General features: G+C 69.1%; 31 protein-coding genes, 1 tRNA gene and 1 other RNA gene. 15 read left to right on the plus strand and 18 right to left on the minus strand.

What is annotated here, in order from left to right; all coding sequences use genetic code 11:
* Positions 1-18: 18 nt before the first annotated feature.
* The 4 genes from ABZU32_RS20245 to ABZU32_RS20260 form a co-directional block, all read right to left on the minus strand.
* Positions 19-1,293, minus strand: coding sequence for an aspartate kinase (locus ABZU32_RS20245; RefSeq protein ID WP_354924182.1), 1,275 nt, complete (start codon positions 1,291-1,293; stop codon positions 19-21).
* Positions 1,294-1,478: 185 nt separating this feature from the next.
* Positions 1,479-2,009 (minus strand): DUF5063 domain-containing protein, encoded by a 531-nt coding sequence (locus tag ABZU32_RS20250; RefSeq protein ID WP_354851664.1) that lies wholly within the window; start codon positions 2,007-2,009, stop codon positions 1,479-1,481.
* A complete protein-coding gene (gene recR / locus ABZU32_RS20255; RefSeq protein WP_354851666.1) occupies positions 2,002-2,601 on the minus strand; it encodes a recombination mediator RecR in 600 nt (199 codons plus the stop codon). Before recR ends, ABZU32_RS20250 begins: the two co-directional genes overlap by 8 nt.
* Positions 2,602-2,606: 5 nt before the next feature.
* Positions 2,607-2,954, minus strand: coding sequence for a YbaB/EbfC family nucleoid-associated protein (locus tag ABZU32_RS20260; RefSeq protein WP_354924184.1), 348 nt, complete (start codon positions 2,952-2,954; stop codon positions 2,607-2,609).
* Positions 2,955-3,338: 384 nt separating this feature from the next.
* Between ABZU32_RS20260 and ABZU32_RS20265 the strand changes: the two genes are divergently transcribed.
* The 3 genes from ABZU32_RS20265 to ABZU32_RS20275 all read left to right on the plus strand — a co-directional run bounded on the left by ABZU32_RS20265 (position 3,339) and on the right by ABZU32_RS20275 (position 4,609).
* On the plus strand, positions 3,339-3,641 hold the full coding sequence (locus tag ABZU32_RS20265; protein ID WP_354851670.1) for a helix-turn-helix domain-containing protein: 303 nt from the start codon (positions 3,339-3,341) through the stop codon (positions 3,639-3,641).
* Positions 3,631-4,176 (plus strand): YbaK/EbsC family protein, encoded by a 546-nt coding sequence (locus ABZU32_RS20270; protein WP_354924186.1) that lies wholly within the window; start codon positions 3,631-3,633, stop codon positions 4,174-4,176. The genes ABZU32_RS20265 and ABZU32_RS20270 overlap by 11 nt, the downstream gene beginning before the upstream one ends.
* Before the next feature lie 61 nt (positions 4,177-4,237).
* The gene (locus tag ABZU32_RS20275) at positions 4,238-4,609 is read left to right on the plus strand and encodes a cupin domain-containing protein (protein ID WP_354851674.1); all 372 of its coding nucleotides are present in this window, start codon (positions 4,238-4,240) and stop codon (positions 4,607-4,609) included.
* Here ABZU32_RS20275 and ABZU32_RS20280 read toward each other — a convergent pair whose 3' ends face one another.
* Both ABZU32_RS20280 and ffs read right to left on the minus strand, forming a co-directional pair.
* The gene (locus ABZU32_RS20280; RefSeq protein ID WP_354924188.1) at positions 4,610-6,865 is read right to left on the minus strand and encodes a DNA polymerase III subunit gamma and tau; all 2,256 of its coding nucleotides are present in this window, start codon (positions 6,863-6,865) and stop codon (positions 4,610-4,612) included. It lies immediately after the preceding gene.
* 106 nt (positions 6,866-6,971) lie between these two features.
* Positions 6,972-7,067, minus strand: an RNA gene (ffs, locus tag ABZU32_RS20285) — signal recognition particle sRNA small type.
* Between the two features lie 116 nt (positions 7,068-7,183).
* On the opposite strand from ffs, the gene ABZU32_RS20290 reads away from it, so the two are divergent.
* A tRNA-Ser gene (locus ABZU32_RS20290) sits at positions 7,184-7,269 on the plus strand.
* 170 nt (positions 7,270-7,439) lie between these two features.
* Here the strand turns inward: ABZU32_RS20290 and ABZU32_RS20295 are convergent.
* Positions 7,440-7,802, minus strand: coding sequence for a hypothetical protein (locus ABZU32_RS20295; protein ID WP_354924190.1), 363 nt, complete (start codon positions 7,800-7,802; stop codon positions 7,440-7,442).
* A gap of 272 nt (positions 7,803-8,074) precedes the next feature.
* Here ABZU32_RS20295 and ABZU32_RS20300 point away from each other — a divergent pair, with 272 nt between their 5' ends.
* The 3 genes from ABZU32_RS20300 to ABZU32_RS20310 all read left to right on the plus strand — a co-directional run bounded on the left by ABZU32_RS20300 (position 8,075) and on the right by ABZU32_RS20310 (position 9,999).
* Positions 8,075-8,959: a neutral zinc metallopeptidase gene (locus ABZU32_RS20300; RefSeq protein WP_354924192.1), complete on the plus strand. Its 885-nt coding sequence runs from the start codon at positions 8,075-8,077 to the stop codon at positions 8,957-8,959.
* A 68-nt stretch (positions 8,960-9,027) separates the two neighbouring features.
* A complete protein-coding gene (locus ABZU32_RS20305) occupies positions 9,028-9,348 on the plus strand; it encodes a type II toxin-antitoxin system VapB family antitoxin (RefSeq protein WP_354851680.1) in 321 nt (106 codons plus the stop codon).
* 129 nt (positions 9,349-9,477) lie between these two features.
* The gene (locus tag ABZU32_RS20310) at positions 9,478-9,999 is read left to right on the plus strand and encodes an N-acetyltransferase (protein ID WP_354924194.1); all 522 of its coding nucleotides are present in this window, start codon (positions 9,478-9,480) and stop codon (positions 9,997-9,999) included.
* Positions 10,000-10,231: 232 nt separating this feature from the next.
* Here ABZU32_RS20310 and ABZU32_RS20315 read toward each other — a convergent pair whose 3' ends face one another.
* Complete coding sequence (locus ABZU32_RS20315) at positions 10,232-10,465, minus strand: hypothetical protein (protein ID WP_354924195.1); 234 nt, start codon at positions 10,463-10,465, stop codon at positions 10,232-10,234.
* 164 nt (positions 10,466-10,629) lie between these two features.
* Between ABZU32_RS20315 and ABZU32_RS20320 the strand changes: the two genes are divergently transcribed.
* From ABZU32_RS20320 to ABZU32_RS20350, 7 genes are all read left to right on the plus strand, one after another.
* On the plus strand, positions 10,630-10,833 hold the full coding sequence (locus tag ABZU32_RS20320; RefSeq protein ID WP_354924197.1) for a hypothetical protein: 204 nt from the start codon (positions 10,630-10,632) through the stop codon (positions 10,831-10,833).
* Positions 10,830-11,096: a hypothetical protein gene (locus ABZU32_RS20325; RefSeq protein WP_354924199.1), complete on the plus strand. Its 267-nt coding sequence runs from the start codon at positions 10,830-10,832 to the stop codon at positions 11,094-11,096. The genes ABZU32_RS20320 and ABZU32_RS20325 overlap by 4 nt, the downstream gene beginning before the upstream one ends.
* Positions 11,093-11,533 (plus strand): hypothetical protein, encoded by a 441-nt coding sequence (locus tag ABZU32_RS20330; protein ID WP_354924201.1) that lies wholly within the window; start codon positions 11,093-11,095, stop codon positions 11,531-11,533. The genes ABZU32_RS20325 and ABZU32_RS20330 overlap by 4 nt, the downstream gene beginning before the upstream one ends.
* Complete coding sequence (locus ABZU32_RS20335) at positions 11,530-12,246, plus strand: hypothetical protein (RefSeq protein ID WP_354924203.1); 717 nt, start codon at positions 11,530-11,532, stop codon at positions 12,244-12,246. The genes ABZU32_RS20330 and ABZU32_RS20335 overlap by 4 nt, the downstream gene beginning before the upstream one ends.
* A gap of 77 nt (positions 12,247-12,323) precedes the next feature.
* Positions 12,324-12,593, plus strand: coding sequence for a hypothetical protein (locus tag ABZU32_RS20340; RefSeq protein ID WP_354924205.1), 270 nt, complete (start codon positions 12,324-12,326; stop codon positions 12,591-12,593).
* Complete coding sequence (locus tag ABZU32_RS20345; RefSeq protein WP_354924207.1) at positions 12,590-12,976, plus strand: hypothetical protein; 387 nt, start codon at positions 12,590-12,592, stop codon at positions 12,974-12,976. Before ABZU32_RS20340 ends, ABZU32_RS20345 begins: the two co-directional genes overlap by 4 nt.
* Positions 12,976-14,973, plus strand: a complete 1,998-nt coding sequence (locus ABZU32_RS20350; protein ID WP_354924209.1) for a hypothetical protein — start codon at positions 12,976-12,978, stop codon at positions 14,971-14,973. Before ABZU32_RS20345 ends, ABZU32_RS20350 begins: the two co-directional genes overlap by 1 nt.
* Positions 14,974-15,345: 372 nt before the next feature.
* Here ABZU32_RS20350 and ABZU32_RS20355 read toward each other — a convergent pair whose 3' ends face one another.
* Positions 15,346-15,621, minus strand: a complete 276-nt coding sequence (locus tag ABZU32_RS20355; protein ID WP_354924211.1) for a winged helix-turn-helix domain-containing protein — start codon at positions 15,619-15,621, stop codon at positions 15,346-15,348.
* 221 nt (positions 15,622-15,842) lie between these two features.
* On the opposite strand from ABZU32_RS20355, the gene ABZU32_RS20360 reads away from it, so the two are divergent.
* Positions 15,843-16,049, plus strand: coding sequence for a hypothetical protein (locus ABZU32_RS20360; protein WP_354924213.1), 207 nt, complete (start codon positions 15,843-15,845; stop codon positions 16,047-16,049).
* Positions 16,050-16,377: 328 nt separating this feature from the next.
* On the opposite strand, the gene ABZU32_RS20365 is transcribed toward ABZU32_RS20360, so the two are convergent.
* From ABZU32_RS20365 to ABZU32_RS20405, 9 genes are all read right to left on the minus strand, one after another.
* Entirely contained in the window at positions 16,378-17,889 is a 1,512-nt protein-coding gene (locus tag ABZU32_RS20365) for a hypothetical protein (RefSeq protein ID WP_354924215.1), read from the minus strand.
* 117 nt (positions 17,890-18,006) lie between these two features.
* On the minus strand, positions 18,007-18,405 hold the full coding sequence (locus ABZU32_RS20370) for a hypothetical protein (RefSeq protein WP_354924217.1): 399 nt from the start codon (positions 18,403-18,405) through the stop codon (positions 18,007-18,009).
* 124 nt (positions 18,406-18,529) lie between these two features.
* Entirely contained in the window at positions 18,530-19,315 is a 786-nt protein-coding gene (locus ABZU32_RS20375) for a hypothetical protein (protein WP_354924219.1), read from the minus strand.
* Complete coding sequence (locus ABZU32_RS20380) at positions 19,312-19,554, minus strand: hypothetical protein (protein WP_354924221.1); 243 nt, start codon at positions 19,552-19,554, stop codon at positions 19,312-19,314. The genes ABZU32_RS20375 and ABZU32_RS20380 overlap by 4 nt, the downstream gene beginning before the upstream one ends.
* On the minus strand, positions 19,505-19,744 hold the full coding sequence (locus ABZU32_RS20385; protein ID WP_354924268.1) for a helix-turn-helix domain-containing protein: 240 nt from the start codon (positions 19,742-19,744) through the stop codon (positions 19,505-19,507). Before ABZU32_RS20385 ends, ABZU32_RS20380 begins: the two co-directional genes overlap by 50 nt.
* 212 nt (positions 19,745-19,956) lie before the next feature.
* Complete coding sequence (locus ABZU32_RS20390) at positions 19,957-20,835, minus strand: hypothetical protein (protein WP_354924223.1); 879 nt, start codon at positions 20,833-20,835, stop codon at positions 19,957-19,959.
* Positions 20,832-23,231 carry a DUF3987 domain-containing protein gene (locus ABZU32_RS20395; RefSeq protein WP_354924225.1) on the minus strand — a complete coding sequence of 800 codons (2,400 nt, stop codon included), beginning with the start codon at positions 23,229-23,231 and terminating at the stop codon, positions 20,832-20,834. The genes ABZU32_RS20390 and ABZU32_RS20395 overlap by 4 nt, the downstream gene beginning before the upstream one ends.
* Positions 23,231-23,593: a hypothetical protein gene (locus tag ABZU32_RS20400; RefSeq protein WP_354924227.1), complete on the minus strand. Its 363-nt coding sequence runs from the start codon at positions 23,591-23,593 to the stop codon at positions 23,231-23,233. The genes ABZU32_RS20395 and ABZU32_RS20400 overlap by 1 nt, the downstream gene beginning before the upstream one ends.
* Positions 23,593-23,838, minus strand: coding sequence for a helix-turn-helix domain-containing protein (locus tag ABZU32_RS20405; RefSeq protein ID WP_354924229.1), 246 nt, complete (start codon positions 23,836-23,838; stop codon positions 23,593-23,595). The genes ABZU32_RS20400 and ABZU32_RS20405 overlap by 1 nt, the downstream gene beginning before the upstream one ends.
* Positions 23,839-23,887 lie beyond the last annotated feature (49 nt).

A 23,887-nucleotide genomic window follows, 5' to 3' on the forward strand; every position in this document is an offset into this window, starting at 1 on the left:
CGGTGTGCTCGTGGGCGTTCATCTTCCGGTGCCTCCGTAGACCACGGCCTCGACCTGGTCGCTGTCGAGGTCGAAGGCCCGGTGGGCGGCGGCGACCGCCGCGTCCACCTCGTCCTGGCTGACGATGACCGAGATGCGGATCTCGGAGGTCGAGATCATCTCGATGTTGATGCCGGCGTCGGCCAGGGCGCCGAAGAAGGTGGCGGTGACGCCGGGGTGGGAGCGCATGCCCGCCCCGATCAGCGAGACCTTGCCGATCTGGTCGTCGAAGAGGATCTTCTCGAAGCCGATCTGCTCCTGGATGCGCTTGAGGGCCGTGACGGCGGAGGTGCCGTCGGCCGAGGGCAGCGTGAAGGAGATGTCGGTGCGCCCGGTGGCTGCGGCCGAGATGTTCTGCACGATCATGTCGATGTTGATCTCGGCGGTCGCGAGCGTTCTGAAGATGGCCGCGGCCTCTCCGACCTTGTCGGGAACCCCGACGACAGTGATCTTTGCCTCGCTCCGGTCGTGCGCGACGCCGGAGATGATCGGCTGCTCCATCTCGGTTCCTTCAGTGTGGGGATCGGAGACGACCCAGGTGCCTTCCTTGCTGCTGAACGAGCTCCTGACGTGGATCGGCAGGTTGAACCGCCGGGCGTACTCCACGCAGCGCAGGTGCAGGATCTTGGCGCCGCAGGCCGCCATCTCCATCGACTCCTCGTAGGAGATGCGGGGGATCTGGCGGGCGGCCGGGACGATGCGCGGATCGGCGGTGAAGATGCCGTCGACATCGGTGTAGATCTCGCAGACGTCGGCGCCCAGGGCGGCCGCCAGCGCGACGGCCGTGGTGTCGGAACCGCCCCGCCCGAGCGTCGTGATGTCCTTGGTGTCCTGGGAGACGCCCTGGAAGCCGGCGACGATGGCGATCTGCCCGCTGCGCACGGCCTCCTGGATGCGGCCGGGCGTCACGTCGATGATGCGCGCCTTGCCGTGGGTGGAGTCGGTGATCACGCCGGCCTGGGAACCGGTGAACGACCGCACCTCGTCGCCGAGGTTGGCGATGGCCATCGCCAGCAACGCCATCGAGATGCGCTCGCCGGCGGTCAGCAGCATGTCGAGCTCGCGCCCGGGGGGCAGCGGCGTCACCTGCTGGGCCAGGTCGAGCAGCTCGTCGGTCGTGTCGCCCATCGCCGAGACGATCACCACGACGTCGTTGCCGGCTTTTTTCGTCGCGACGATCCGCTGGGCCACCCGCTTGATGCGGGAGGCGTCGGCGACGGAGGAACCACCGTATTTCTGGACAACGAGCGCCACGGGATGTCTCCCAAAGGTTCAGTATGCGGAGCTCACAGTCTACTGGGGGCACCCATGACCGCCGCCGATTAAGCCCAGCATGTGGACAACCGACCCCGCTGACCAGCCCGAACCGGACCTGCCTGTGTACAACTGATCCCACGGACGACCGTGCCGGCGCGGGGCCCCCGCGCCGGCCGCCGGACTCACGCGGTGGTCGTCTCCTCCACCACGTCCAGGCGGGTGTGGGCGACCAGCGCCTGCAACGCCCGCATGGCCGCCCCCGCGTGGTTGCCCCAGGTGTTGAAGTACGAGTACTGCCACCACCACAGCGCCTCCAGCGGGCGCCCCGCGCGGTAGTGGCCGAGCCCGTGGATCAGATCGGCCGCGACGGCCGCCAGGTCGTCCGACAGGCGGTAGGCCGTGACCCCGGTGTCCTTGTAGGGGTCGAACACCTCGGCGTAGTCGTCCACCGGGCCAAGACGCGTGGCGAGCGCCGTGCGCACCCCGTCGAGGTCGGGGTCGGGACCGGTCGCGGGCTCGAAATTGCCCTGCAGGATCACATCCTGCGCCGCTCCGAGCTGCGCACCCGCCAGACTGACCTGCGAGACCTCGACGAGCAGCATGGGCAGCATGGCGTCGCCGCCCTCGCCGCCCGCCAGTCTCGTCAAGCCGTCGAGATAGTTCTGCGCGTGCGCGGCGATGCGGTCCGCCATGGCGTTCCACTCGTCAAACATCCAGCAGCCTCCGTCCTTCGAAAGCGCGGCCCAAGGTGACCTCGTCGGCGTACTCGAGGTCTCCGCCCACTGGCAGACCGCTGGCCAATCGTGTGACTTTCAAACCCATCGGTTTGACCAACCTGGCCAGATAGGTGGCCGTGGCCTCCCCTTCCAGGTTGGGATCGGTCGCGAGGATCAACTCGGTGACCCGCCCGTCGGCCAGCCGCGTCATCAGCTCGCGGATGCGCAGGTCGTCCGGGCCGACGCCCTCGATGGGGCTGATCGCCCCGCCCAGCACGTGGTAGCGGCCGCGGAACTCGCGGGTCTTCTCGATGGCGACGACGTCCTTGGACTCCTCGACGACGCAGATGACATGGGGATCGCGCCGGGCGTCCCGGCAGATGCGGCACTCCTCCTCGGCCGCGACGTTCCCGCAGACGCGGCAGAAGCGGACGCGCTCCTTGACCTCCAGCAAGGCGTGCGCCAGCCGCTTGACGTCGGCCGGGTCGGCGGCCAGCAGGTGGAAAGCTATGCGCTGCGCGCTCTTGGGACCGACGCCGGGAAGCAGGCCCAGCTCGTCGATCAGGTTCTGGACGACCCCCTCGTACATGGCGGTCAGAACCCCGGAAGCTGGAGTCCGCCCCCGCCGAGGCCCTGGGCCAGCGGGCCGAGCTTCTCCTGCTGGAGGTCGGCCGCCGCGCGGACGGCGTCGCGCACCGCCGCGATCACCAGGTCGGCGATCGTGTCGGCCGTGTCCTGCGGGTCACCGGGGTCGATGGCCTTGGGACTGATCTTCAGTTCGAGCAGCTCGCCGCTCCCGTTGACGGTGGCGACGACCAGGCCGCCGCCGGCCGTGCCCTCGACCTCCGCGTCGTTGAGCTCCTGCTGTGCGGTCGCGAGCTGCTGCTGCATGAGCTGCGCCTGCTCGAGCAACTGCTGCAGGTTGACATCACCTGGATTCACGATCGTGCGCTCCTCATGGCTTCGCGTGTGGCACGAGCCTACGGGGTTTGCCACGGATGTTGCACTGGCGACGTCCGTTGTAGGCAAGCGGGGACCGGCCGCGGGACACGGCGCCGAAGATGCCCGCCCCAGGTGCGGACCACATCGCACCGGGTGGCCCCGGCCCTCGACGATCATGCCGGCACGGTCGTGACCGTACCGCCCGACCGGGCGCGCCGCCCCCGCCCGGTGCGCGACTCCAGCGTCCCAGAACCGGCACGGCGACGGTGTCAAGGAACAGCACTCATAACGTCAAGACCGCATGATGTGCACGCCCGTCCGTGCAGCGGCCGCCGCGGCGCACTCATGCTTGACAGGCAATTAGCAAATTGCCATATTCCCTAAGTGCTCGATGTGGACCTGATCAAGGCGATGGCGAACGACAGGCGCCTGCTCATCTTGGAGTGGCTACGTGACCCGGAGCGCCACTTTCCGCCGCAGCGTGACGGTGACCTGGTGCGTGACGGCGTCTGCTCGCTGCTGATCGCCCAGAAGCTCGGGGTGAGCCAGCCGACCTGTGGTGAGCATCTACGGGTGCTCTCGCAGGCGGGTCTGGTGCGCGGCAAGAAGATCAAACAGTGGGTGTTCTATCAGCGCGATGAGGACCGTATCGCCGAGGCGAAGGAGATGTTGAGCGGTGAGTGGTGAGCTGCAGGGCGATACCGCCGGCCTCGGCCTCGAAGCTACCGACGCGTTCGACACGGGGCTTTACGCACGGTTGATCACGGATCTGGACGCGGCCGGGGCCCGCTACCGACTCATAGACCATCCGCCCGAAGGACGTACCGAGGTGGTCAGCGCGCTGCGCGGGCACGACGTCGCGCACGCGGCCAAGTGCCTGATCGTCATGGTCAAGCTCGGCAAGAAGCGGACCCGGTATGTGCTGGCCGTGGTTCCCGGTGACGCCCGCCTGGACCTGCAGGCGGTCAAGGAGTCGCTGAAGGGGACCTACGTCGCCTTCGCCGGCCGCGACAAGGCCGAAGAACTGGCGGGAAGTGTGAGCGGAACCGTACTGCCTTTCAGCTACCACCCCGGGCTGGAGGTCATCGCCGACCCGGCGCTGATGCGGGTGCCGGAGCTGTTCTTCAACGCCGCCCGACTGGACCGTTCGATCGCCTTGGCCACCCACGACTATGTGCGCCTGGCCTCCCCCCGCATCGCCCCCATCACCACCACGTCCTGACCTCGGGCCGTCCCGAAAGAGCCGAGTTCGCCCATGGCCGCCGCCTCGCAAGGAGGAGACCGTGTCACAGCCCGACTACGCCATCCATTACCAGCCGCTGTTCACCACCCTGCAGACCATGGACGTCCAAGCGTTGATCGACCAGGTCGATGACCCTTGGTACAACCAGACCCTCATCCAGGTCGGGGACGTCTGGGTACGGCTGGGGGTCATGCAAGGGGAGTACCACTGGCACAAGCACGATGAGCAGGATGAGTTCTTCTTCGTGCTGGACGGGCTGTTCCGCATCGAATTGGAGGACGCCGACACGGTCGAACTCGGCCCCAGGCAGGCCTTCACCGTCCCGGCCGGGTTGATGCACAGGCCCGTCGTCCCAGTGCGCAGCGCCGTGCTGATGATCGAGAAGGCCGGCGTCATCGCCACCGGCGACTAGCTAGGTGTGGTCGATCTCGCCGATTATCTGGCCGCCGAGTTCGCGCTGGACGAGGGCCATGCCGGTCAGGGCGTCGGCGTCCGCGTCGGCGTCGTTGTCCGGATCGACCTCGTCGGTCTCGACCGACGCCGGCCCCGGACGGCCCGGGACGGCGTCCGGCCACCCGGTGGCGCCCGCTTGGCGCGGCCCGGCCTGGGCCGCCGCCTGCGCGGCCGAGCGCGCCGCGGCGAGCCCTGGACGGGCGGCGGTGAACCCGGGGCCCGGAGGATGCCCCTCGTCGTCCGGCGGCGGCGCGTCCGGCCATGGCTCCTCTGCCGTGGACGCCGTGGACGCCGCCCCCGCAGGCCGCTGCGCGGAGGCCGGAGCCTGCCGCCGCGCCGGTGCCGGGGCGCTTGTGGGGCCCGGCTGGGCGGGAGCCTGCGCCGCCGCCGGCGGGGCCTCCTGCCGCGCGGGCGCCGGCCTGGCGGCGGGCGCCTGCCGCACCGCCGGAGTCGAGGGCGCGCCGCCGCCGGGCGCGTTGCCGACCACGGCCTCGACCCGCCAGTTGCCGCCCATGACCTCGGCGATGGCCGCGGCCACGACGGCGTCCTTGGCGCCGTTGATGAAGTTGCGCATGGCGCCGACCTGGCTGAAGCCCAGCGTGACGATGTTGTCCTCGACGCCGATCAGCTGGGAGTTGGTGTTGACGTTCGCCCAGACGGCCGGCGAGCGCCGCTTGAGCACGTCCAGGATCTGCGGCCAGGTGTGCTGGAACGCGCCGGACGCCGCCTGGACCACGGGCCCGGCGGAGGGGGTGTCCGGCCGGTGCGCGGGCGACTGGGGAGCGGCCGAGCCCTCCTGCGCGCGGGCGGCGCCGGCCCGCGCGGGGGCGGGCCAGTCGTCCGCGGGCGGACGGGCGGCGGGCGTCCTCGCCTCGACCGGCGGCCGGCCCTGACCGGAGATGTCCTGCCTAGGGGCCTCCTGGACATCTGGAACGGGCGCGCGCTGGGATTGGCCCGGCTGCGGGTACTGCGGCTCGCCGGCGCCCCGCGGCTCGTGCGCCGCGCCGGCCCGCGTGCCGGAGGTCGCGGCGCCCGGCGCCGGCGCGGCCGCCGCGACCACGCCGCCGCGCTCCAGCCGTTCGAGGCGGGCGAGCATCGCGGCCTCGCCCTGGTCGACGGCCGGGAGCAGCACCCGGGCGCACATGAGTTCGAGCAGCAGACGGGGAGAGGTGGCGCCCCGCATCTCGATCAGCCCGGCGTTGAACACCTCGGCCGCGCGGGTCAGCTCGCCGGGCCCCATGGAGGCGGCCTGCCCGGCCAGCCGCTCGAGCTCGTCGGCCGGGCGGTCGAGCAGGCCGTTGTGCGCCGCCTCCGGCACGTTGGCGAGGATGACCAGGTCGCGGAAGCGCTCGAGAAGGTCCATCGCGAACCGGCGCGGGTCGTGACCTCCCTCGGCCACCCGGTTGACCGCCTGGAAGACCGCGGCGCCGTCGCGCCGCGCGAACGCGGCGATGATCTCGTCGAGCAGCCCGCCGTCGGTGTACCCCAGCAGGGACACGGCGCGGGCGTAGGTGATGCCGACCTCGTCGGCGCCGGCCAGGAGCTGGTCCAGGATCGACAGCGAGTCGCGGGCCGAGCCGGCCCCCGCGCGCACGACCAGCGGCAGCGCGGCCGGCTCGTACGGCACCGACTCCGACAGGAGGATCTCCTCCAGCAGCTGCCGCAGCGTCGCGGGGGGCATCAGCCGGAACGGGTAGTGGTGGGTGCGCGACTTGATGGTCCCGATGACCTTCTCGGGCTCGGTGGTCGCGAAGACGAACTTCAGGTGCGGCGGGGGCTCCTCGACGAGCTTGAGCAGCGCGTTGAAACCCTCACGGGTCACCATGTGCGCCTCGTCGATGATGTAGATCTTGAACCGCGCCGACACCGGGGCGAAGAACGCGCGTTCGCGCAGGTCACGGGCGTCGTCCACGCCTCCGTGGGAGGCGGCGTCGATCTCTATGACGTCGAGGTGGCCCACCCCGGTGGGCGCGAGGGCCACGCACGACTCGCACTCGCCGCAGGGGTCGGGCGTCGGGCCCTTCTCGCAGTTGAGCGAGCGGGCGAGGATGCGCGCGCTGGAGGTCTTGCCGCACCCGCGCGGCCCGCTGAACAGGTAGGCGTGGTTGACGCGGCCGGTGCTGAGCGCCTGCCGCAGTGGCTCGGTGACGTGCTCCTGACCCTTGACCTCGGCGAACGTCCCAGGCCGGTACTTGCGGTAGAGAGCGAGACTCATGCCGTCTCCTCGCCTAGGGGGTCGGAGTGGGTGATCACCGAAGCGTCTTCAGGGTCGTGTGTGCCGATCGTCGCGATCATGTGACGACACCGCCTCGAGGCTCCAGCGAAGAGACCCCTCGCACACCCGACAGAGCCCGCTTATCCTTGCTGCCTTCCGGCCCTGGGGAGGTTCACAGGATGACGCCGTGCGAGGGGTCCGGTGACAGTCTAGCCGTGCGCGGCAGTGCTCGGGGCGCAGCCGCCGGGGAACGTCGAGACCGATTCGTCGTCATCTCCATGGTCTCGGCAGGCTCCGAAGTCCGGTAAGCTTCTCGGCGGAGGATTCGCCTAGTTGGCCTAGGGCGCACGCTTGGAAAGCGTGTTGGGGGCAACCCCTCAGGAGTTCGAATCTCCTATCCTCCGCGCTTGGTTGAGCAGCAAGAACACGAAGGCCCCGGTCGATCCAACCGGGGCCTTCGTGCTTTCAGCCTTCAGAGCCCACCGGCGAGACGACCCGCGAGCCCTTCAGCGGCCGGCCGGCGCGTTCTCCAGCGGCCGGCCGGGGTGTTCGCCAGAGGCCGGTCGATGGGGCTTCAGTGGCCGGCGGACGAGACCCGGGCGTGCGGGACGGCGGCGCCGCCGCACGCCGGGTGCAGGCCCAGCGCCACACCCGCGCCCATCGCGAACGCGAGCACCAGCCCGGCGGCGAACGGGCCGAGGGACGTCGCCCAGGCCCTGAGCCACGCGGTCACCGGCATGGCGGGAAGGCTGCGCAGGAAGTAGGCCGGAGGGGGCACGTCATCGCGGACGAAGTCCGGCACGTCATCGCGAACCGGGTCCGGCGCGTCCTCACGTCCCGGGTACGGCCCGCCGTCGGGATCGGAGCACCGCGCGTCCTCGTGCGTCCAGTGCGCTTCTTCGCGACGAGGGGGCGGCACCTCGTTTCTCGCACCCAAGGTGACCTCCGTATCACCGGCAGTGATCGTCGATCAGCACGCTAGCCCGCTTCAGGACGAAGATCCCGTACCCGGTGCCCGGGTGGAGCCGATCACGGCCTTCCGTTGGCATTCAGCGGTGACGGGCTTGGCCGAAGGCGTCGCCATCGGCGACGGAGCGTCACCGGCGCACGGCGTGACGTGCGTGTACCCGCGATCATGCATGATCGTTTCTCTGCGGGGCAGCGGAGTGGCCGACACCCCGAGGACCGAGACAAAGGGAAGACGGGCCGATGGACTTCCGTGACGATGTCGACCTCGACGCCTCACAGGTCGAGAACCGTGGTGGCGGGGGCGGGATCCCCGGTGGCGGGCTCGCCATCGGAGGAGGCGCGGCGGGCATCATCGCCCTCATCGCCGCGCTGATATTCGGGATCAATCCCGGTGACATAACCGGCAGGGACGGCGGTGGGGACACCACGGGCGTCCAGCCGACCTCCGACCTGTCCCAAGAGTGCAAGAAGGGCTCCGACGCCGATCAGTCGGAGAACTGCCGCGTCGTGGGCGTGGTGAACAGCATCCAGGCGTACTGGAAGGACGCGTTCGGGCAGGGCGGCAGCGGCACCTACACGCCCGCGAAGACCGTTCTGTTCTCCCAGGCGGTGGACACCGGGTGCGGTCAGGCCACCTCGCAGGTGGGGCCGTTCTACTGCCCGAGCGACAAGCACGTCTACCTGGACCTGAGCTTCTTCGACGAGTTGCAGAGCAAGTTCGGCGCGAAGGGCGGCCCGTTCGCCCAGGCGTACGTCATCGCCCACGAGTACGGCCATCACGTCCAGGACCTGCTGGGCACCATGGAGCGCGTCGGGGGGAACAGCCAGGGCGCCGACAGCGCCTCGGTCCGGCTGGAACTCCAGGCCGACTGCTATGGCGGTGTCTGGGCGAAGAACGCCGTGGACACCGGTTTCTACGAGAAGCCCTTCACCCAGACCGACATCCAGGAGGCGCTCGACGCCGCGGCCGCCGTCGGCGACGACCGCATCCAGGAGAAGACGCAGGGCCGCGTCGACCCGGAGTCCTTCACTCACGGCACCGCCGAGCAGCGGACCAAGTGGTTCAGCACCGGCTACGACTCGGGCGACCCCGCCAAGTGCGACACCTTCGCCGGAGGCATCTGACCTGATCAGGGCTTCAGCGCGCACCCGCTGAAGCAGGCAAACAGGAAATCTCTCCTAAACTACATAGGGTGATCTTCAAGTCAGTCGGTGATGGCCGCCCGTACCCCGAGCATGGCCTGTCGCATCGAGAGTGGGCCCAGATCCCGCCGCGGCAGGTCAGGCTCGACTCTCTGGTGACCACGAAGGCGGTGCTCGACCTGCATTCTCTGCTCGCCAAGGATTCGACCTTCTACGGTGACCTGTTCCCCCATGTGGTGCAGTGGCGCGGCGAGCTCTACCTCGAGGACGGCCTGCACCGCGCGCTGCGGGCCGCCCTGCACCAGCGTTCGGTCCTGCACGCGCGGGTTCTCGAACTGGACGAGTCCCGCGGCGGCTCCGCGCCCGAATGACGGGCGCGGAGCCCCCCGAAGCCGCCCGCCCGGCGCGCGCCAAGCCGTCCGCGGCCCTGGCGGCCGTCCGCTGGCCGGCGCGGAACAATCGCGTTGACACCCCTGTCCCGGCACGGCCAGCCTGAGCGGATGCTGATCCGACGCGAGGTACCGGCGGACATCCCCGCCATCCGCGAAGTGCACAACGCCGCGTTCGCCAAGCCGGACGCGCCCGGCGAACCGACCGTGGAGGCCGTCCTGGTGGACGCGCTGCGGGCCTGCGAGGCGTGGCTGCCGCGTCTCTCACTGGTCGCCTCAGGGGCGGACGGCGCCGTCCTTGGCCATGTGGTCTGCAGCCGGGCCTCCGTGGACTCCGCTCCCGTGCTCGGACTGGGGCCGCTCGGGGTGCTGCCCGCCCATCAGCGTCAGGGCGTCGGTCATGCGCTCATGCACGCGGTGCTGGCGGCGGCGGACGCGCTCGACGAACCGCTCGTCGTGCTGCTGGGCCATCGTGACTACTATCCGCGGTTCGGTTTCCGGCCGGCCGCCGAGTTCGGCGTCGTCCCGCCGGTCGCGGCCTGGGGTGAGCACTTCCAGGCGCGCCCGCTGGCCGCCTACACCCCGGCGACGCGCGGCGCGTTCGCCTACGCCAAGCCGTTCGACGAGGTGTAGGCGCGGTGACGCCGAAGGGCCCGCGGCCGGTCGCCCGGCGCGGGCCCTTCGTGGTGGCGGTGGAGGTGGGATTTGAACTCCGACATTGCCTATTGGTCCCCGTAGAACCGTGTCGGATCGAATCGACATTTCACCAGGAAAGCGCCCTCGGTTCCCGCCCTTCCTTCGGTCCTATAGACCGCAGTCGGACCGTGTTCGTGACCGGCGCTGTGACCACTCCAGCGCACTGGACTCAACTTCGCCTCTTCCTTGCCGCCTCGATGCCGTTCTCTCTTGCCAGTCTCCGCACGTACGTATCGGTGAATGGCGAGTGTGCGACAACATCAGTGGGCCGCTTCCCTGCTCGCAAGGCGGCTAAGGCGTCGGCAATGACGGCCTTGCGGGATTCCTCGTGCGCCAGCTCGGTCTCGCGGTATCGGCGAGTGCTCTCGTCGAGGGCGTCAAGCGGGTCGACATCTTCACTCATGCCGAACAGAGTACCGGAACAGGGTTGCGCTCTGTCTAGTTGCGACGCTACGGTTTCATCAGAACAGAGTGCCGCAACAAAGTTTCGATAACGGGCCTGCCCGGTGTCCTACCACCGAACAGGCCCTAGATCCACCGAACCTGCTCTACCAGGAGGGGACCCTAGTGTCCAAGGTTAAGGCCGGCCGTGACGTCACGTTCACGGTCGAGGAGATGACCGCTCTCGCGTCGGCGATGAACACCATGCTCGACGCGTACAAGACCGTCAGCGACGTCATGCAGACCGCGACCGCCCGCAGCTTCGGCAGCGCCGCCCGTGACGAACTGGCCGCGCGTCGCGCTCTCCGGGTCGCCGGGGGTGCCCAGTGAGCCAGCTCATCGACACCGGGCAGATCGCCAACGTCCTGCGCGTGGCGTTCGTCGCCGGGTACACCACCGCTGTCCGCGAGACCACCAAGGCGACCGAGCGTCTCGGCCTGGCCGTCCACGACGACGACATGTGGAACTGGCTGGAGTCGATCCTGCCCGTCGAGGACCGGGAGCGTCTCGGCCAGTTCGCCGCCACGCTGCTGCTCGACCGGTTCGAGGGCGACCTGGCCGCGGCCGGCCTGTCGGTCGGGGGTGGCGCGTGACCAGTCCGCAGCCCTGCCCGGTCACCTGGTGCGCCCGCTCGCACCTGGACCCGCGTAGCCGTTCCCACTCCCTCGACCTGGGGACGTTCGACGCCGGCCGGGTGACCGCCAACCTGGTCCTGCTGCAGATCGAGGTGGACGGCGTTCTCGCCCCGGCCGTGATCCGCGTGTTCGTCGACTCGACCGACCACCGTCGTCTCGACGAGCGGGCCGACATCTCCACGCATGGCGCGGCCGTGCTGTCCGACGCGCTCGCCGATCTGCCGCTGAACCAGGTGGGCGAGTTCATCGCGGCGCTCGGCCGGGGCCAGATCCTCCTCGGCGAGCGGGACGAGCCGGTCGACTACTACGCCCAGCGCTTCATGGTCATGCCGCGCCTCGGCTCGCAGATCGAGGCGGACGCCACCACCCCGCACGATGAGGAGACCGACCGATGACGCGCCGTTGGCCCCTGCTGCTGCTCGCCCTGCCCGCCGGCGTGGCCACCTGGTCCGGCTGGGTCGGTCTCGGCGAGCTCACCGGGTTCGGCCCGGTGAAGCCCCTGCCGGGCATCTCCGAGTTCACGATCAACACGGCGGTCACGCTGCCGATCGGCGTCGAGGCCTACGCGGCTTACGCCCTGCACGCGTGGCTGTCGGCCCGCGACGCCTCGACGCCGACCCGGGCCTTTGCCAAGTGGTCGGCGCTCGGGTCGCTGCTGCTAGGCATGCTCGGACAGGTCGGATATCACCTGCTCGCCACCTCGGGCCGCTCGTCGGCGCCCTGGCAGGTGACCACCGTCGTGTCCTGCCTGCCGGTGCTGGTGCTCGGCATGGGCGCGGCCCTGGGACACATGCTGTCCAGGGACGCCCACGCGCCCGCCGAGGAGTCGCCGGCGCCGGTCGAGGTTGAGCCGGTCACGCTCGTCGAGGCCGTCCCGGTGTCCGGGCCGGTCGCCGAGGTGCCCGAGGTCGAGGCCGTACCCCACACCCTCGGGTACGTACCCGAGCCGCTTCCCGAGGAGTTGGCGACAGCCGCCGCTTCCCGGTTCCTGCCCGACATCATCACGGGCACCACGCCGTCAATCAGGCAGATCAAGGACACCTTGAACGTCGGCCAGGACAAAGCCGCGCTGGTCAAGGCGTACTTGGCGACGCTCGCCGCCCAGTAACCGCGTACCCGCCCCCAGGTTCATGCCTCGCAAGCCGTACCTGGGGGCGGGTCCCAACCCCTTAGGAGGGATCTTCAATGCTCCAACACCCCACCCGCCACGGCAAGGACTGGCGTGCCATCGGCGCTGCCATCCGCGCCGTGGTGTTGCTGCTGCTCACCGCCGTCGATGACTGGGTGACCGCCCGGATCGGCATCCGCCCGGTTCGCTGGCACGCCCGGCGCCTGGCCGTCGTCGCCGGCGGGCTGTGGGCGATAGCCCGGTACGGTCCGCCGGCCGAGGGCGCCGAGGTCGAGCCGCTGGTCTACGACGTCGAGATGGTCGACGGCCAGGAGGAGGACAGGTGACCGCCGAGAGCGGCAAGGCCCGCATTCCCGAGCTGGCCACGATCCCATGGGAGGGCCCGGCGTCGATCACCGAGTACGCCAAGACCGGCCGCGGGCTGTGCCGTGACCTGTGCGAGGAGTTCGACATGGGCGCCGACGAGCTGTATGAGGTGCTGATCCGCTCGTTCAAGGGGCACCCGGCGTTGGCGCTGCTGGGCGGGCCCGACGTCAAGCTGCGGGCCCGGCGGGTGGTGAAGCGGCTCAAGCGCGCTGCCGAGCTGCAGAAGGGCGCCGGGGTCGAGCTGGTGAAGTTCGCCAGCCAGTTCCGCAAGGAATTCGTGTCGGTGCTGCCGCAGGCGAAGCCCGAGCGGCGTAAGAGCACCTTCAATTGGGAGGACGTGTGATGGCCGGCCGCACCAAAGACCTGGTGTCCGTCGACACCGAGTCGAGCCTGTCGAAGGTCACCGCGCGCGAGGTGTCCAAGCTGTTCGCCCTGGCGAGCCCCTGGGTTGCCTACACGCTGGTGTTCGGCGTGGGCGCGGCTTTCCACTTCGTCCTCGACTCCGACGACCCGCAGGTCATCGCCTGGACCATGTTCCTGATGGCCGTCGCCATCCTGGTGTTGACCGGGGTCACGTTCGGCCAGTCCCACGCCCGCGGCCCGTGGGGTAAGACGCACACGACGTTGACGACGCTGCTCGGCGGGACGTGGGTGTGCGCCGCCACGATCAACGGCCCGGCGGGGGTGTTCACCGGCCGTCTGGCGCTGATCGGCGGCTTCACCGTGGCGCTCACCTGGAACATCCGCAGCGTCATCCGCATGAAGGGCTGGGACCAGCCCGGCGTGATCTCCGACCCGCTGTCGCTGCTGTTCGGCCAGGGCGCCAGCCGGGCCGGGATGCCCGCAATCGAGGCGACCACCACCAACGCCGGCGCCCACAAGGTCGAGGGGAAGATCCAGCTTGAGCAGGGCCGTCACACCGCCGACGACCTACAGAGGAAGGTGCCGTACATCGAGTCCGGCATCCCGCTGCCGCCCGGGTCCATCATCACCTCGATCGACCCCGACGACGCCAGTCAGGCGAACGTCGTGATCTCCGACCCGCGGGTGATGAAGCACCCCATCTCCTGGCCGGGGCCGTCCAAGCCGGGCGCCTCGATCGCCGACCCGTTGCGCATCGGCCTGTGGCAAGACCTCGATGAGGTGCTGTACGTCGTCACCGGGCACCACCTGCAGATCATGGGCATGTCCGGCGCGGGCAAGTCCATCGGCGGGTGCTGGAACCTGCTCGGCGAGGCCATCACCCGGTGCGACGTCGCGGTGTTCGCCGCCGACGTGACCAAGGGACAGCAGACCCTCGGCCCGCTCGCCACGGCGTTGCACCGGCTGGAGACCACCCCGGCCGGCACCCGGGAGATGCTTCGCGAGCTGCAGGCGCGGGTGAAGGAACGCACCGACCAGCTCGCCGCCAAGGGTCTGCAGAAGTGGAAGCCCGGATGCGGGCTGACGTACTGGCTGATCTGGCTGGAGGAGTGCCCCGACATCTTCGACGCCATGTCCGATGCCGAGATGGACAAGTTCCTGTCTCTGGTCAAGGCGCTGCGCTCTGGCGGCGGCACGATCGTGCTGTCGCTGCAACGGTCGGACTACTCGCAGATGCCGACGATCGCGCGTGGCCAGCTCGGCAACATGTGCTTTGGCGTGCAGTCCTCCGGGGACGCCTCGTTCGGCCTGTCAGAGGCGATGCAGGACGCCGGGGCGCGGCCCGAGCTGTGGGAGAACGGCCAGCCCGGCATGGCCTACCTGGGCGCCCCCACCATCGCCCGGGAGCGCATCGCCATGCCGCTGCGCACCTACGCCTGGGGCGTGGCCGGCGACCAGTTCGACGACGAGCAGGCCAACGCGGCGATGCGCGCCCACGCCGCGCAGTGGCCGGCCACGGCCAAGCCGGTCGACGAGACCACCGCGGCGCTGGCACGAACCTCCGAGACGCCGCAAGACCTCCTCGACGGCCAGGGCGATGGCGACGATGATGAGGACGTGCGCAACGTGGCCGGAGAGTACCTGGACACCGACGACCCCGACACGACCGTCCAGGCCGGCCTCGACGACGAGATCCCCGACCTGGGCCAGGGCGACCCGCCGTGGACGTTCGACCAGGGGCCCAAGCTCACCGCCGAGGAACGCGGCGCGGCGCTGATACACCATCTGCAGGTGCTGTGGGGCGTTGGCGCCCGCGACTTCTCCTCCGGGGACCTCAAGCCCCTATGGGAGGACGGCGGCGTGTCCCGGTCGTGGGTGCAGAAGCAACTCAAGCGGCTGGTCGAGGCGGGCATCCTCGGCGGGTACGACGACGACGCTCAGCGGTACCTGATGCCCGAGCGGCCCGAGGTCGACTGACGCGCGCACGGCTGCGCGTGGGAGTGAACGCGCAGCCGTTTTGATCTTGCTGCCACGGGTGCCACGGCCAGGGGCCACGCCCCTGCCACGCAAGGGGCCACGAGGGGTGCCACGGTCGGTGGCACCCCTCTGGCCTGTAACACTCCCCCCAAGCCCCCACCCGAGGGTGCCACGGTGCCACGCCCCCGGCGCCGCGAAGATCACCTTGCGGTCGTCGGCAAGATCAGACGGCCCCCGCGCGCCCGGGGCGGACGTTCTGGTTAAACCCTTCGCTCAAGCGAAGGGTTTGCGACCCTCGCGCGCTCGGGGCGGACCCTCGGCGACCTGCGTTGCCGAGAGGGCAACTCAGATCATGGGCGAGACGCCCACAGTTCAGGACTCGTCGGCCGGCCACTGGTCGCGCGGCGCCACGTACGTGCCCTTCGCTGGCAGGGTCACCAGGTAGCCGCGGTCGCGCAGCTCCTCGACGGCCCGCCGGATACTGCCGATGGCCACGCCGTACTCCTCGGCCATCGAGCGTTCGCCGGGCAGGCGAGCGTCAGGGTTGAGTTCGCCGGCGCGGATACGCGCGACGACGTGATCGGCCACCTGCATATAGACGTACGCCGGCCCGCTCTGCACGAACGGCGCGACCTTGTCACCTGCCATACAGCACACGCTAGAACTGCTCTGAGCTGCACATATCTGCAGGTAGCGGCCTACCGCTATACACCGCTCTATGCCGCGTCATACTCTGATTACCCTCGGCCACACCGGACGAGTGATCGGAGAGAGGCCGAGGGCGCCACAAACGGCGGGCCCGACGCAGGTGTGCAACCACCGCGGCGGGCCCTTGATCAGGAAGCAGGTCCTGACCCGTGGACAACTGTATGGCTCCCACCATCGATGAGACCCTGACCGGTTGGCGGGTCTTCACCAGCGACGCCGGCCGCTACTGGGCGAGCCGAGAGCGCCGGTTCAGCCGGGTAGCCGAGGAGGCCGGCTGCTGGCGCACCGTCGATGGGGACGACCTCCTCGACGTCGTTGCCCGCGTGGCCGCACAGGAAGCCCTCGGCCGGATGGCGCCGCACCTGTGAGCCCCGTCCCGCTCACATGGGAGAGGTCCCAGAAGTACCCGGCTGGCCGGGTCGGTTGGGTCCATCGCGCCAAGGTGTGTGCGGTCATCCCCCGCGGCTCACAGTGGGAGGGCCGCGTGTTCCTGGTGATCGACCACAAGATGCCGGTCCGGCTGTGCGTCACCCGAGATGAAGCCGAGGACTGGTGTCGCAAGTGGGTCGAGGAGTGGTTCAACCTCGCTCGGAGTGACTGAAAGCCCCCGCCCGGCCTGGCAACCGTCGCCCGGGTTGGGCGGGTAAGGCGTGGCGGTCCGTCATCCCTCGCCAGGGCACCGGGCGGGCCGCCACGTCACCAACGCCGCCCATAAGAGCGCGGCAACCGTGTAGACGACGCCGTGTAGATGAAGTTCTCTTGCGCCGGCCGAAGCGCCCCCGCAGCCAGGGAATCGCATCGCGCTTCGTAGGCCAGAGCAGCCGCCACCACCGAATCGATCTTCCGGGGTGACTGCGGATGCTCTTTGCGTACCAGGACATACGACCCGCGGCGCCGCACGTAGGCGTTACCCACGTGATCGGCCACCACCCGGTCACCGTCATGGAACACCGTGCCCGCGATCAGGTCCGTGCGTAGCCGGTCGAGCGCCGCGGACATCTGCACATCCCGGCGCGTCTCCCAGGTCAGGACCCGCTCTGAGCCGAGATCCTCGGCGAGCTTGTCGATGTCAGAGCGCCACTCGTGCGGGTCGGCATACATGCGGGACACCTCGTACCGGGCGAACGCCTCCCGCACCGCGGCCAGGACGTCCGTGCGCGGCACCTCCCACCACCCCGACTCCGGGCCTGCCGGCTTCGCCCAGATGCCCACAGGGAACAGGAAACCGTCGTCCAGGCGCGAACCCATCAGGACCGTGGCGTCGTCCCGTAGAGAACCGTCGAAGCCGAGTGCGATCTTTGTCCCCGGCGCGACCACCTCGGCGCGGGCCTGGCGCTCCCACACCGCCATGTCCAGCCACGCGTCATGACCCGCGATCGCCCGGTTCAGGAAGTAGCGCGCCGCCGTCGCATCGTCCGGGCAGGTACGCGGGTCGCGCATGTCCCTGTAGATTCGGTCAAGGTCGATCCACCCCGCCGCGGAGCCGTACACCTCGCGGAGCTGTGCCAGCGTCCGGTCACGGTCGTCCAGGTCCACCTCCCCGGGCGCCTCATGGTGGTCGACGTACACCGCCGGCGACAGCTCACCCTTCCGCCACGCCACCAGCGTCTCCTCGGCGATCGACTGTTCCCCGGGCCGGTACGCCGTCGTCGTCTGGTTCATCCAAGGCTGCGCGATCTTCCGTTTGCCGAGGTTGCGCCGCACCGTCGCATACATCGACTTGAGTTCACGCAGCACGTACAGGTGTGTCTCGTCGGCGACGACGTGAGTTTCCTTGCCGCCGTCCTTCGACGCCGACCCCGCGGTGCATGCCCGGATCTCCCCGCCCTGCGGCAAGTAGATCGCTGACGCCGACTGGTACTGACGGATGCCAGACACCCCGCCGAACACCTCCGGGTGGGCGTCCGGGCCCCACTCCCCGGCGATGAAGGCGATGTTCTCGAACGTGTTGCCGGCCTGGTTCTCCTCGGTGGCAAGGCACTTGATCAGCGGGGACCGGACCGGCCGCGCCACAGGCTGACCGGCGGCGTTCCACCCGTCGAACCGCACCGGGGCGAACCCCTCGGCCACCCCGATCCACCCCGCAAGCTCCGACTTCGCCCGCCCCTTCGGCCTCGACAGCACCGCCTCGTCGTACACCCGCCGGCCCGTCACCGGGTCGATCCGGTACGCCTCCACCAGGAACGCGAGCCACTCGTCATCCAGCACGATCGGCTCACCCTGAATGTCCCCAGGACCATGACAGCAGTAGGCCGTGATCCAGTCCGCCACCTCATACCCGAGCGAGCAGGGCTGCCCCTCGAAGTCCGGTCGCCACGGCACGACTCAACCCCTCCCCGCGGCCTTACGGGCACGCTCCAACGACGACACCGTCCCCGGCGTCGAACCGGTCGGCTGCTGCACCCCGCGGAGCTGCCGGCGCTGCGGACGCTTCCCGCTCTCCTCATCCGGCAGCCGCAACGCCGCAACCAGACGAGCCAACAGCGCGGCCTGCTGGCGCACCTCGGCGAACACCGGGTGAATCACCGGCCCTGTACGGCCCTCGACAACCGGCTCCGTCACCTCGGCCAGTTCCTCCAGGCGTTCCACCCTGTCGGCCGTCCTGCACGCCGTCAGAGCCACCTCACGAGCCGGGGCATCCTCACCCTTCAACGACTCGTCCCGTGCCACCAGCGACGCCCACAGACGCGCCCCACGCGGCCCCAACGAATCCAGATCAATCACGCCTGCCCCCTCGCGCGCGCGCACGGGTGAAACTCAGGTTCCCGCGAACTGCGAGCGTTCTCACCCTCGGTCCTGGCGTTTCCGCAGGTCAGAGGCTTAGTCCCCTCCCGTCCCTTGTTCACCGTTATGTCCGGTTTGCTGGGGTGTCGTGGTTGGTGGTGACGTGGTCGCGGACCCGTGCGGCGATGATGTTCCGGCCCGGGTTGCCGCGGACGAACGCGCCGGCGTCTTCGGGTGTGAGGCCGATGGCGTCGGCTGTGGCGGGGAGCGCGGTGAACACGTCCCGGACGTGGCCGTCTTTGAGGATGCGCTGTGCGGTGTCGGGGTCGAGGACGAGTTCGATCAGAGCGCCGATGATGCGTTCGGGTCGTACGGCGCGGAGCACGCGGCCCGCCTGATCGCCGTCTGCGAACAGGGTGATGGCCGCGTGGCCGTTGCTGTCGGTGCCTACGGCGATGTTCAGGTGTTCACGCAGGACATCGGCACGACTGGGGCGCGCGGGGTCGAGGTCGGCTATCTGGTGGCCTATGACGTCGAGGTCGCTGATGGTCTGCCTGGTGTCGGCGTGCAGGGTGGTGGCGTAGTCGACGAGCGGCACGAGGGATGACAGGGCGTTGGCGATGAGCTGGGCCAGGATCGTCCCCTCGTGCTCGACGAGTTCGCGTGCCCGGTCGCGGAGCTGGGTGGCCTTGACGTCGAGGCCGGCGCGCTTGGCGTTGGCCGCGTCTCGGCGAGCCCGCTCTACGAGCACCTCGGCGAAGCGGATGTTCGCTTCCTGTTCGGCGAGGTCGACGGCTGTGACGGTGGGGTCGCCCTCGACGGCGCGGGCGCGGAGGACTTCGAGCAGGTTCTCGTTGGCGGCCTGCTCTTTCTGCGCCTTGGCGATCGCTTCGTCCCACAGGGTGGTCACTGGTCGTCTCCGTCCTGCTGGGCGAGGCGGGCCTGTCGGGTGCGGTAGGCGGCGACGGCGGTCCGCTGGACGGGAGTGAGGCCGGCGGCGACGGCCGGGTCTTCGGCGTCGCGGGCGAGCTGGGCGAGACCGTCGAGCAGGCCGAGTTGGGCGTGGCGTGCTCGGGTGCGGGTGTCGCCGGCGTCGAGGCTAGCCGCGGTCTTGGCTGCTACCGCTTCGTAGAGGCTGGGTCGAGTCACTGGTCTTAGTCCTCCGGGTCCGTAGGTACTCGGTGACGGACTCGGGATCGACCAACCAGTGCGACTCCGGCCCGGCGTGCCACGCGCGGATGTCACCGGATCGGGCGAGGCGACGCAGGGTCCACGGGGCTACGCCCACCTCCCGCGCCACCTCGCTCAACCGCCTGTAACTCTTGCGCTGTTCGAGCATGTCGGCGGTGGTGGAGCCGGGCCCAGAAGTGGACAGCGAATCGGACAAAGTGAACTGTTCTTGGAGGAGGTCTCTTACTCGCGGGTCGACGCGCTGTCCGGCGATGAGCTTGTCCCGGGCGTCGAGGGTCAGGTACTTGATCAGCCAGGATGGCAGTACGCCCCCTGCTGTTCCCGCAAGAGAGACAGCAGAGGGCGAGTCGCGCCGGTCGGTCACTCGGTGGCCTCGTTATCCCAACCGAGGTTCGCGATCTGCGTCAGGATGCTGCGCTCCGACTCCTCGGCTACCCGGGTCAGCCGGAGCGCTTCGGGCTCGATGTGCCGGGTGATGGCGTCCTCGACGAGTTGCCGGAGCATGCGGGCCGGGATGGCGTCAACTTCCACCGACTCACCGCGGAAGCCGCGCGCCCGGCTGTCAGTCCTCTTGGTCGGCCGTGTGGGCAGCCGGAGGTTAGCGATCTGGGGCAGGGTGACCGCCAGGCGCTCGAACATGATCGGCGAGGTGGGCGCGAACTGGACGACCTTCTCTGTGAAGTCGCGCCAAGCGTCGAGCCCCGACGGGTCGTGGTCGCCGAGCTGGTAGACGTAGGTGAGTTTCCCGGACGCCTCGATCGTCCTGGCCACGGACCAGGCGAAGCTTTCGGACGCGAATCCGCGGAGCACTCCGAGAGGAACGTCCCACTGTTGGGTGACGGGGAGGATCACGCCGGAAATCGCATCCTTCTCGGTGAAGATGTGGACGTCGACCGGTTGGGAGTGCCACAGGGAACGCCGGTAGGAGGTGGCGGCGTCCGCGAGCATCTGGTCAAGGTCAGTGTGGGTAGTCGGCCGGGTGATCCAGCGGGTTCCGTCGGTGATGTAGTGGTAGGGGACCACGCCAGCACGGCGGAGCTTGAGGAGTTGCCGGCCTACGAGCCGGTATCCGTCGTCGCTCTTGTCGACCACACCTGCGGACTCGACCCGGTAGAAGACACCCCGCAGGGTGACCGGGTAGTCCGCCAGGATCGCCTCGACGATCGCCTGGTCGATGCTCTCCAGTTCGGCACGCGTCCGCCGATGGCGTTTTACGGTGCTAGACCCGTATGCGGTCACGCGGCACCACCCGCCCGGCAGTCAGCACACAGCGGGTTGGAGTTCTCGCCGTACCTGTTGGTGGGGGTCTGGCACTTCACGCACGGGCCGATGTCCACGGCCCTCACACGCTCACGGATGTCGGTAACTGTCGACGGGAAACTGTCACCACCGGAACTGTCGCCAGTGTCGACAGTTCGACCCCGAAGAGCTATAACGCTGTGACCTGCGGGTTCCTCGGCAGCATTCCCGGAATGGCTATTACCGGAACTGTCGACGTCGACAGTTTCACTTAAGGGCCGTTTTGGAGATCTGCGAGGCGCGTAGACCACCGTGCCGGTCGGTCCACGGGTCCCCGTCCGCTCCTCGCGGACCGACCCGGGATAGATCTCCTCGTACATCGCCAACACCTGGTTGAGCTCCGCGACGGTGCGGCACTTGGCTGCCTTGGCTCGGGTGAGTTGACGCCGATCAGCTTTGCCGCCGTGCTGCTCAAGCCAGTCAGCGAGGGCGTCCACGGCTTCCTGTAGCCGCTCATCGCGACGAGACAGGGTCAGGCCGTCCCTGTCCGGCATGGCACGCCAGCAGTTGAGCGTGTAGTCCACCAGGGCGACGGCGCACTCCATCACCTCGCGCGACACCTCGCCACCGGCACCCGGCGCCATGGATTCGGCGATGACCAGCGCGACCCGTGCGCACTGCCGGTCCGCTTTGATGAGCGCTGCGGCTACCGATGCCGTCTCGGTTCCACCGGCCTCGCGCTTCCATCGGCTCTGGGCGGCGTTCCATACGTTGTGCGCCAACGTGGACATCCGCCAGGTGCGAGCCTCACGCGACCCGTACAGGGTGGTGATCACCTTGTCCCACTGGGTCGTGTCGCCAGGCTTGCCCTGTTTCAAGCTGGTATCGAGCTGGACGAGATGCGGTAGCCAGCGCGGACGGAAACCGTCGTCCTCGCTGCCCAGCAGGTGATGGTACGGCGGCTGGAGTCCACCGCAGATGGTCACGACCGGGCGGCGGACGAACAGCTCAGTGTCGTTGGAGACCCGCTGATACCGCCACGGCGCACCCGACCACAGTGACAGCCAACGGCCGCGCTCTCCCCCATCACCACCAGACCGGTAGCGGCCTATCGACTCCAGCCACCCGCGAAGCTCGTCGACGTCCACACTGCCAGTGCCGTTACCTCGCGCGAGGAAGCGGGCAATCATCTCGATCGTCGTGTCGTCGACCAGGAGTGAGGTGTCCGCCGGCCGTGGTCCCCGGTCCTTCTTAGGGGTCTCGTTCCAGATCTGCAGCTGGTCATGGAACTGCTGGCAGCTCGCGGCGTTCAGGTCCCGCAGGGTCCGGTACGCGAAGTCCTGCGCCGGCGACTTACCGGCCCCCCGAGGAGCGATCAGCGGCACCCACAGAGACGGCCGCTCAACCCACGAGTCGTAGATCTCCAGATCTGCCATGCTCGCGGCAGTCGCCAGAGCCGCCAGCCCGGCGCCACCCACCAGGCCCGGGGACAGCCCGGCAGACTTGCTCGCCAGGACGAGTTCACGCAGGGGACCGACGAGTGCATCAACCGGGTAGTCGGGGATGCCCGGAAGGTGTGGCGCCGAGATGGCATGCAGTTGCTCATGGTCGAACTCGACGGGCAACAGGTCTTCGATGCCGTACCCGGCTCGGAAGTGATCGGATACATCGGACTTGGGTTCGTCCACCGCAGACTGAAGGACGGTGACGCTCTTCGCCTTGCCGGTCAGGTCGGCGTGGATCGCTGCAGCGTGCGCGTAACCCGCTTCGTCACGGTCGGCGATGATGACCACGTCGGCGTCCTTCAGGGTGTCGCCGTACACGGGTAGCCACTTCGGCTTTTGCCCGGGCAGGGCGGCACCTTCGTGGTTGCAGGTCGCGACATAGCCGCGGCCGGCGAGGTTGTCGGCGTCTTTCTCCCCTTCGACGACGAACACCGGATGACCCTTGGCTACCGCCTCGACGACCTCGGGCAGCCGATAGAGCACCTTCGGCGGGGCTTCGCTGCCCTTGAACACCTCGTTGGTGACCCACCCGCCGCGCCCGTTCGGGCGCTTCATGCGGAAGTCCTTCGGCACACGCCGTTCCTTGACGTACAGCAGGCGCCCCTGCTCATCGGCGTAGCGATACTCCGCCACCACAATGCCGCGCTTGCCGGTGTAGCTCTGTTCGTCGAACAGCGCTGTCATGGGCAGGTTGAGCGCGGCGGCGATGTCCTGCAGCGCACATCCAACCTGGCAGTACATGACCACCTTGCCGGCCGCGTCACGAAACGACAGGGACGGCTTGTGGTCATCGTGGGCGGGACACAGGGTGACGTACTCGGCACCCTGGTTGCGCACGTCCTGGCCACGCTCGCGACACGCGGCCAGGACGCGATCAAGAGCGGCACCCATCAGGCAGCCGCCCTTCGTCCGCTACGGCGCTTCGCCTTCATCGGGTAGAGCGTCAACTCGTAGCCGCAGCCACAACGGCAACGCTTGCGCAGCAACGCGGGCGCCGGCCAGTCCGACCAGTGCAGGCGCTTGAAACCGCAGCGCGGGCACACGTCGTCCGGCAGGACCATCGCCCGCTTCTGGCCGGGATAGGGCTCGTGGACGGTCGCGGCCCGGACAAGAGGGAGTTGCCCGGGGATCGCGTGACGCCGGCCGTGGCGGCGGGTAGTGTGGCTAGCAGCGTTGTTGGTGCTGTAGGGCGCCGAAGTGAGGGCGGACTCCTGGCCGGGGGTCCGCCCTTCGGCGTTGTCGAGGGGCAGCATCAGACCGCACCGACCTGCTCGCCGAGACCAAGCATGGCCAGCAGGTGAGCGGTCGGCACAACAAGACGCCGACCGAATCGGAGAGTGGGGATCTCGCCGCGGGCGGCAGCGTCGTAAGCGCCGTCACGGCTAAGACCGAGGATCTCCCCAGCACGCGGCACGGAGATCGTCGGCTCAGTCTTCGGGTTGGGCAACTCGACTCCCGTAGAGTTCGGCTTGAGTCGGACATTGTCGGTAGCTGTCATGGCACGTAGTCTCTTACACGCTGGACTGTAGTTGCTAGGACAGTTGCCT

Origin of the sequence: Sphaerisporangium sp. NPDC005288 (genome assembly GCF_040607475.1) — a bacterium.
Lineage (GTDB): Bacteria > Actinomycetota > Actinomycetes > Streptosporangiales > Streptosporangiaceae > Sphaerisporangium > Sphaerisporangium rhizosphaerae.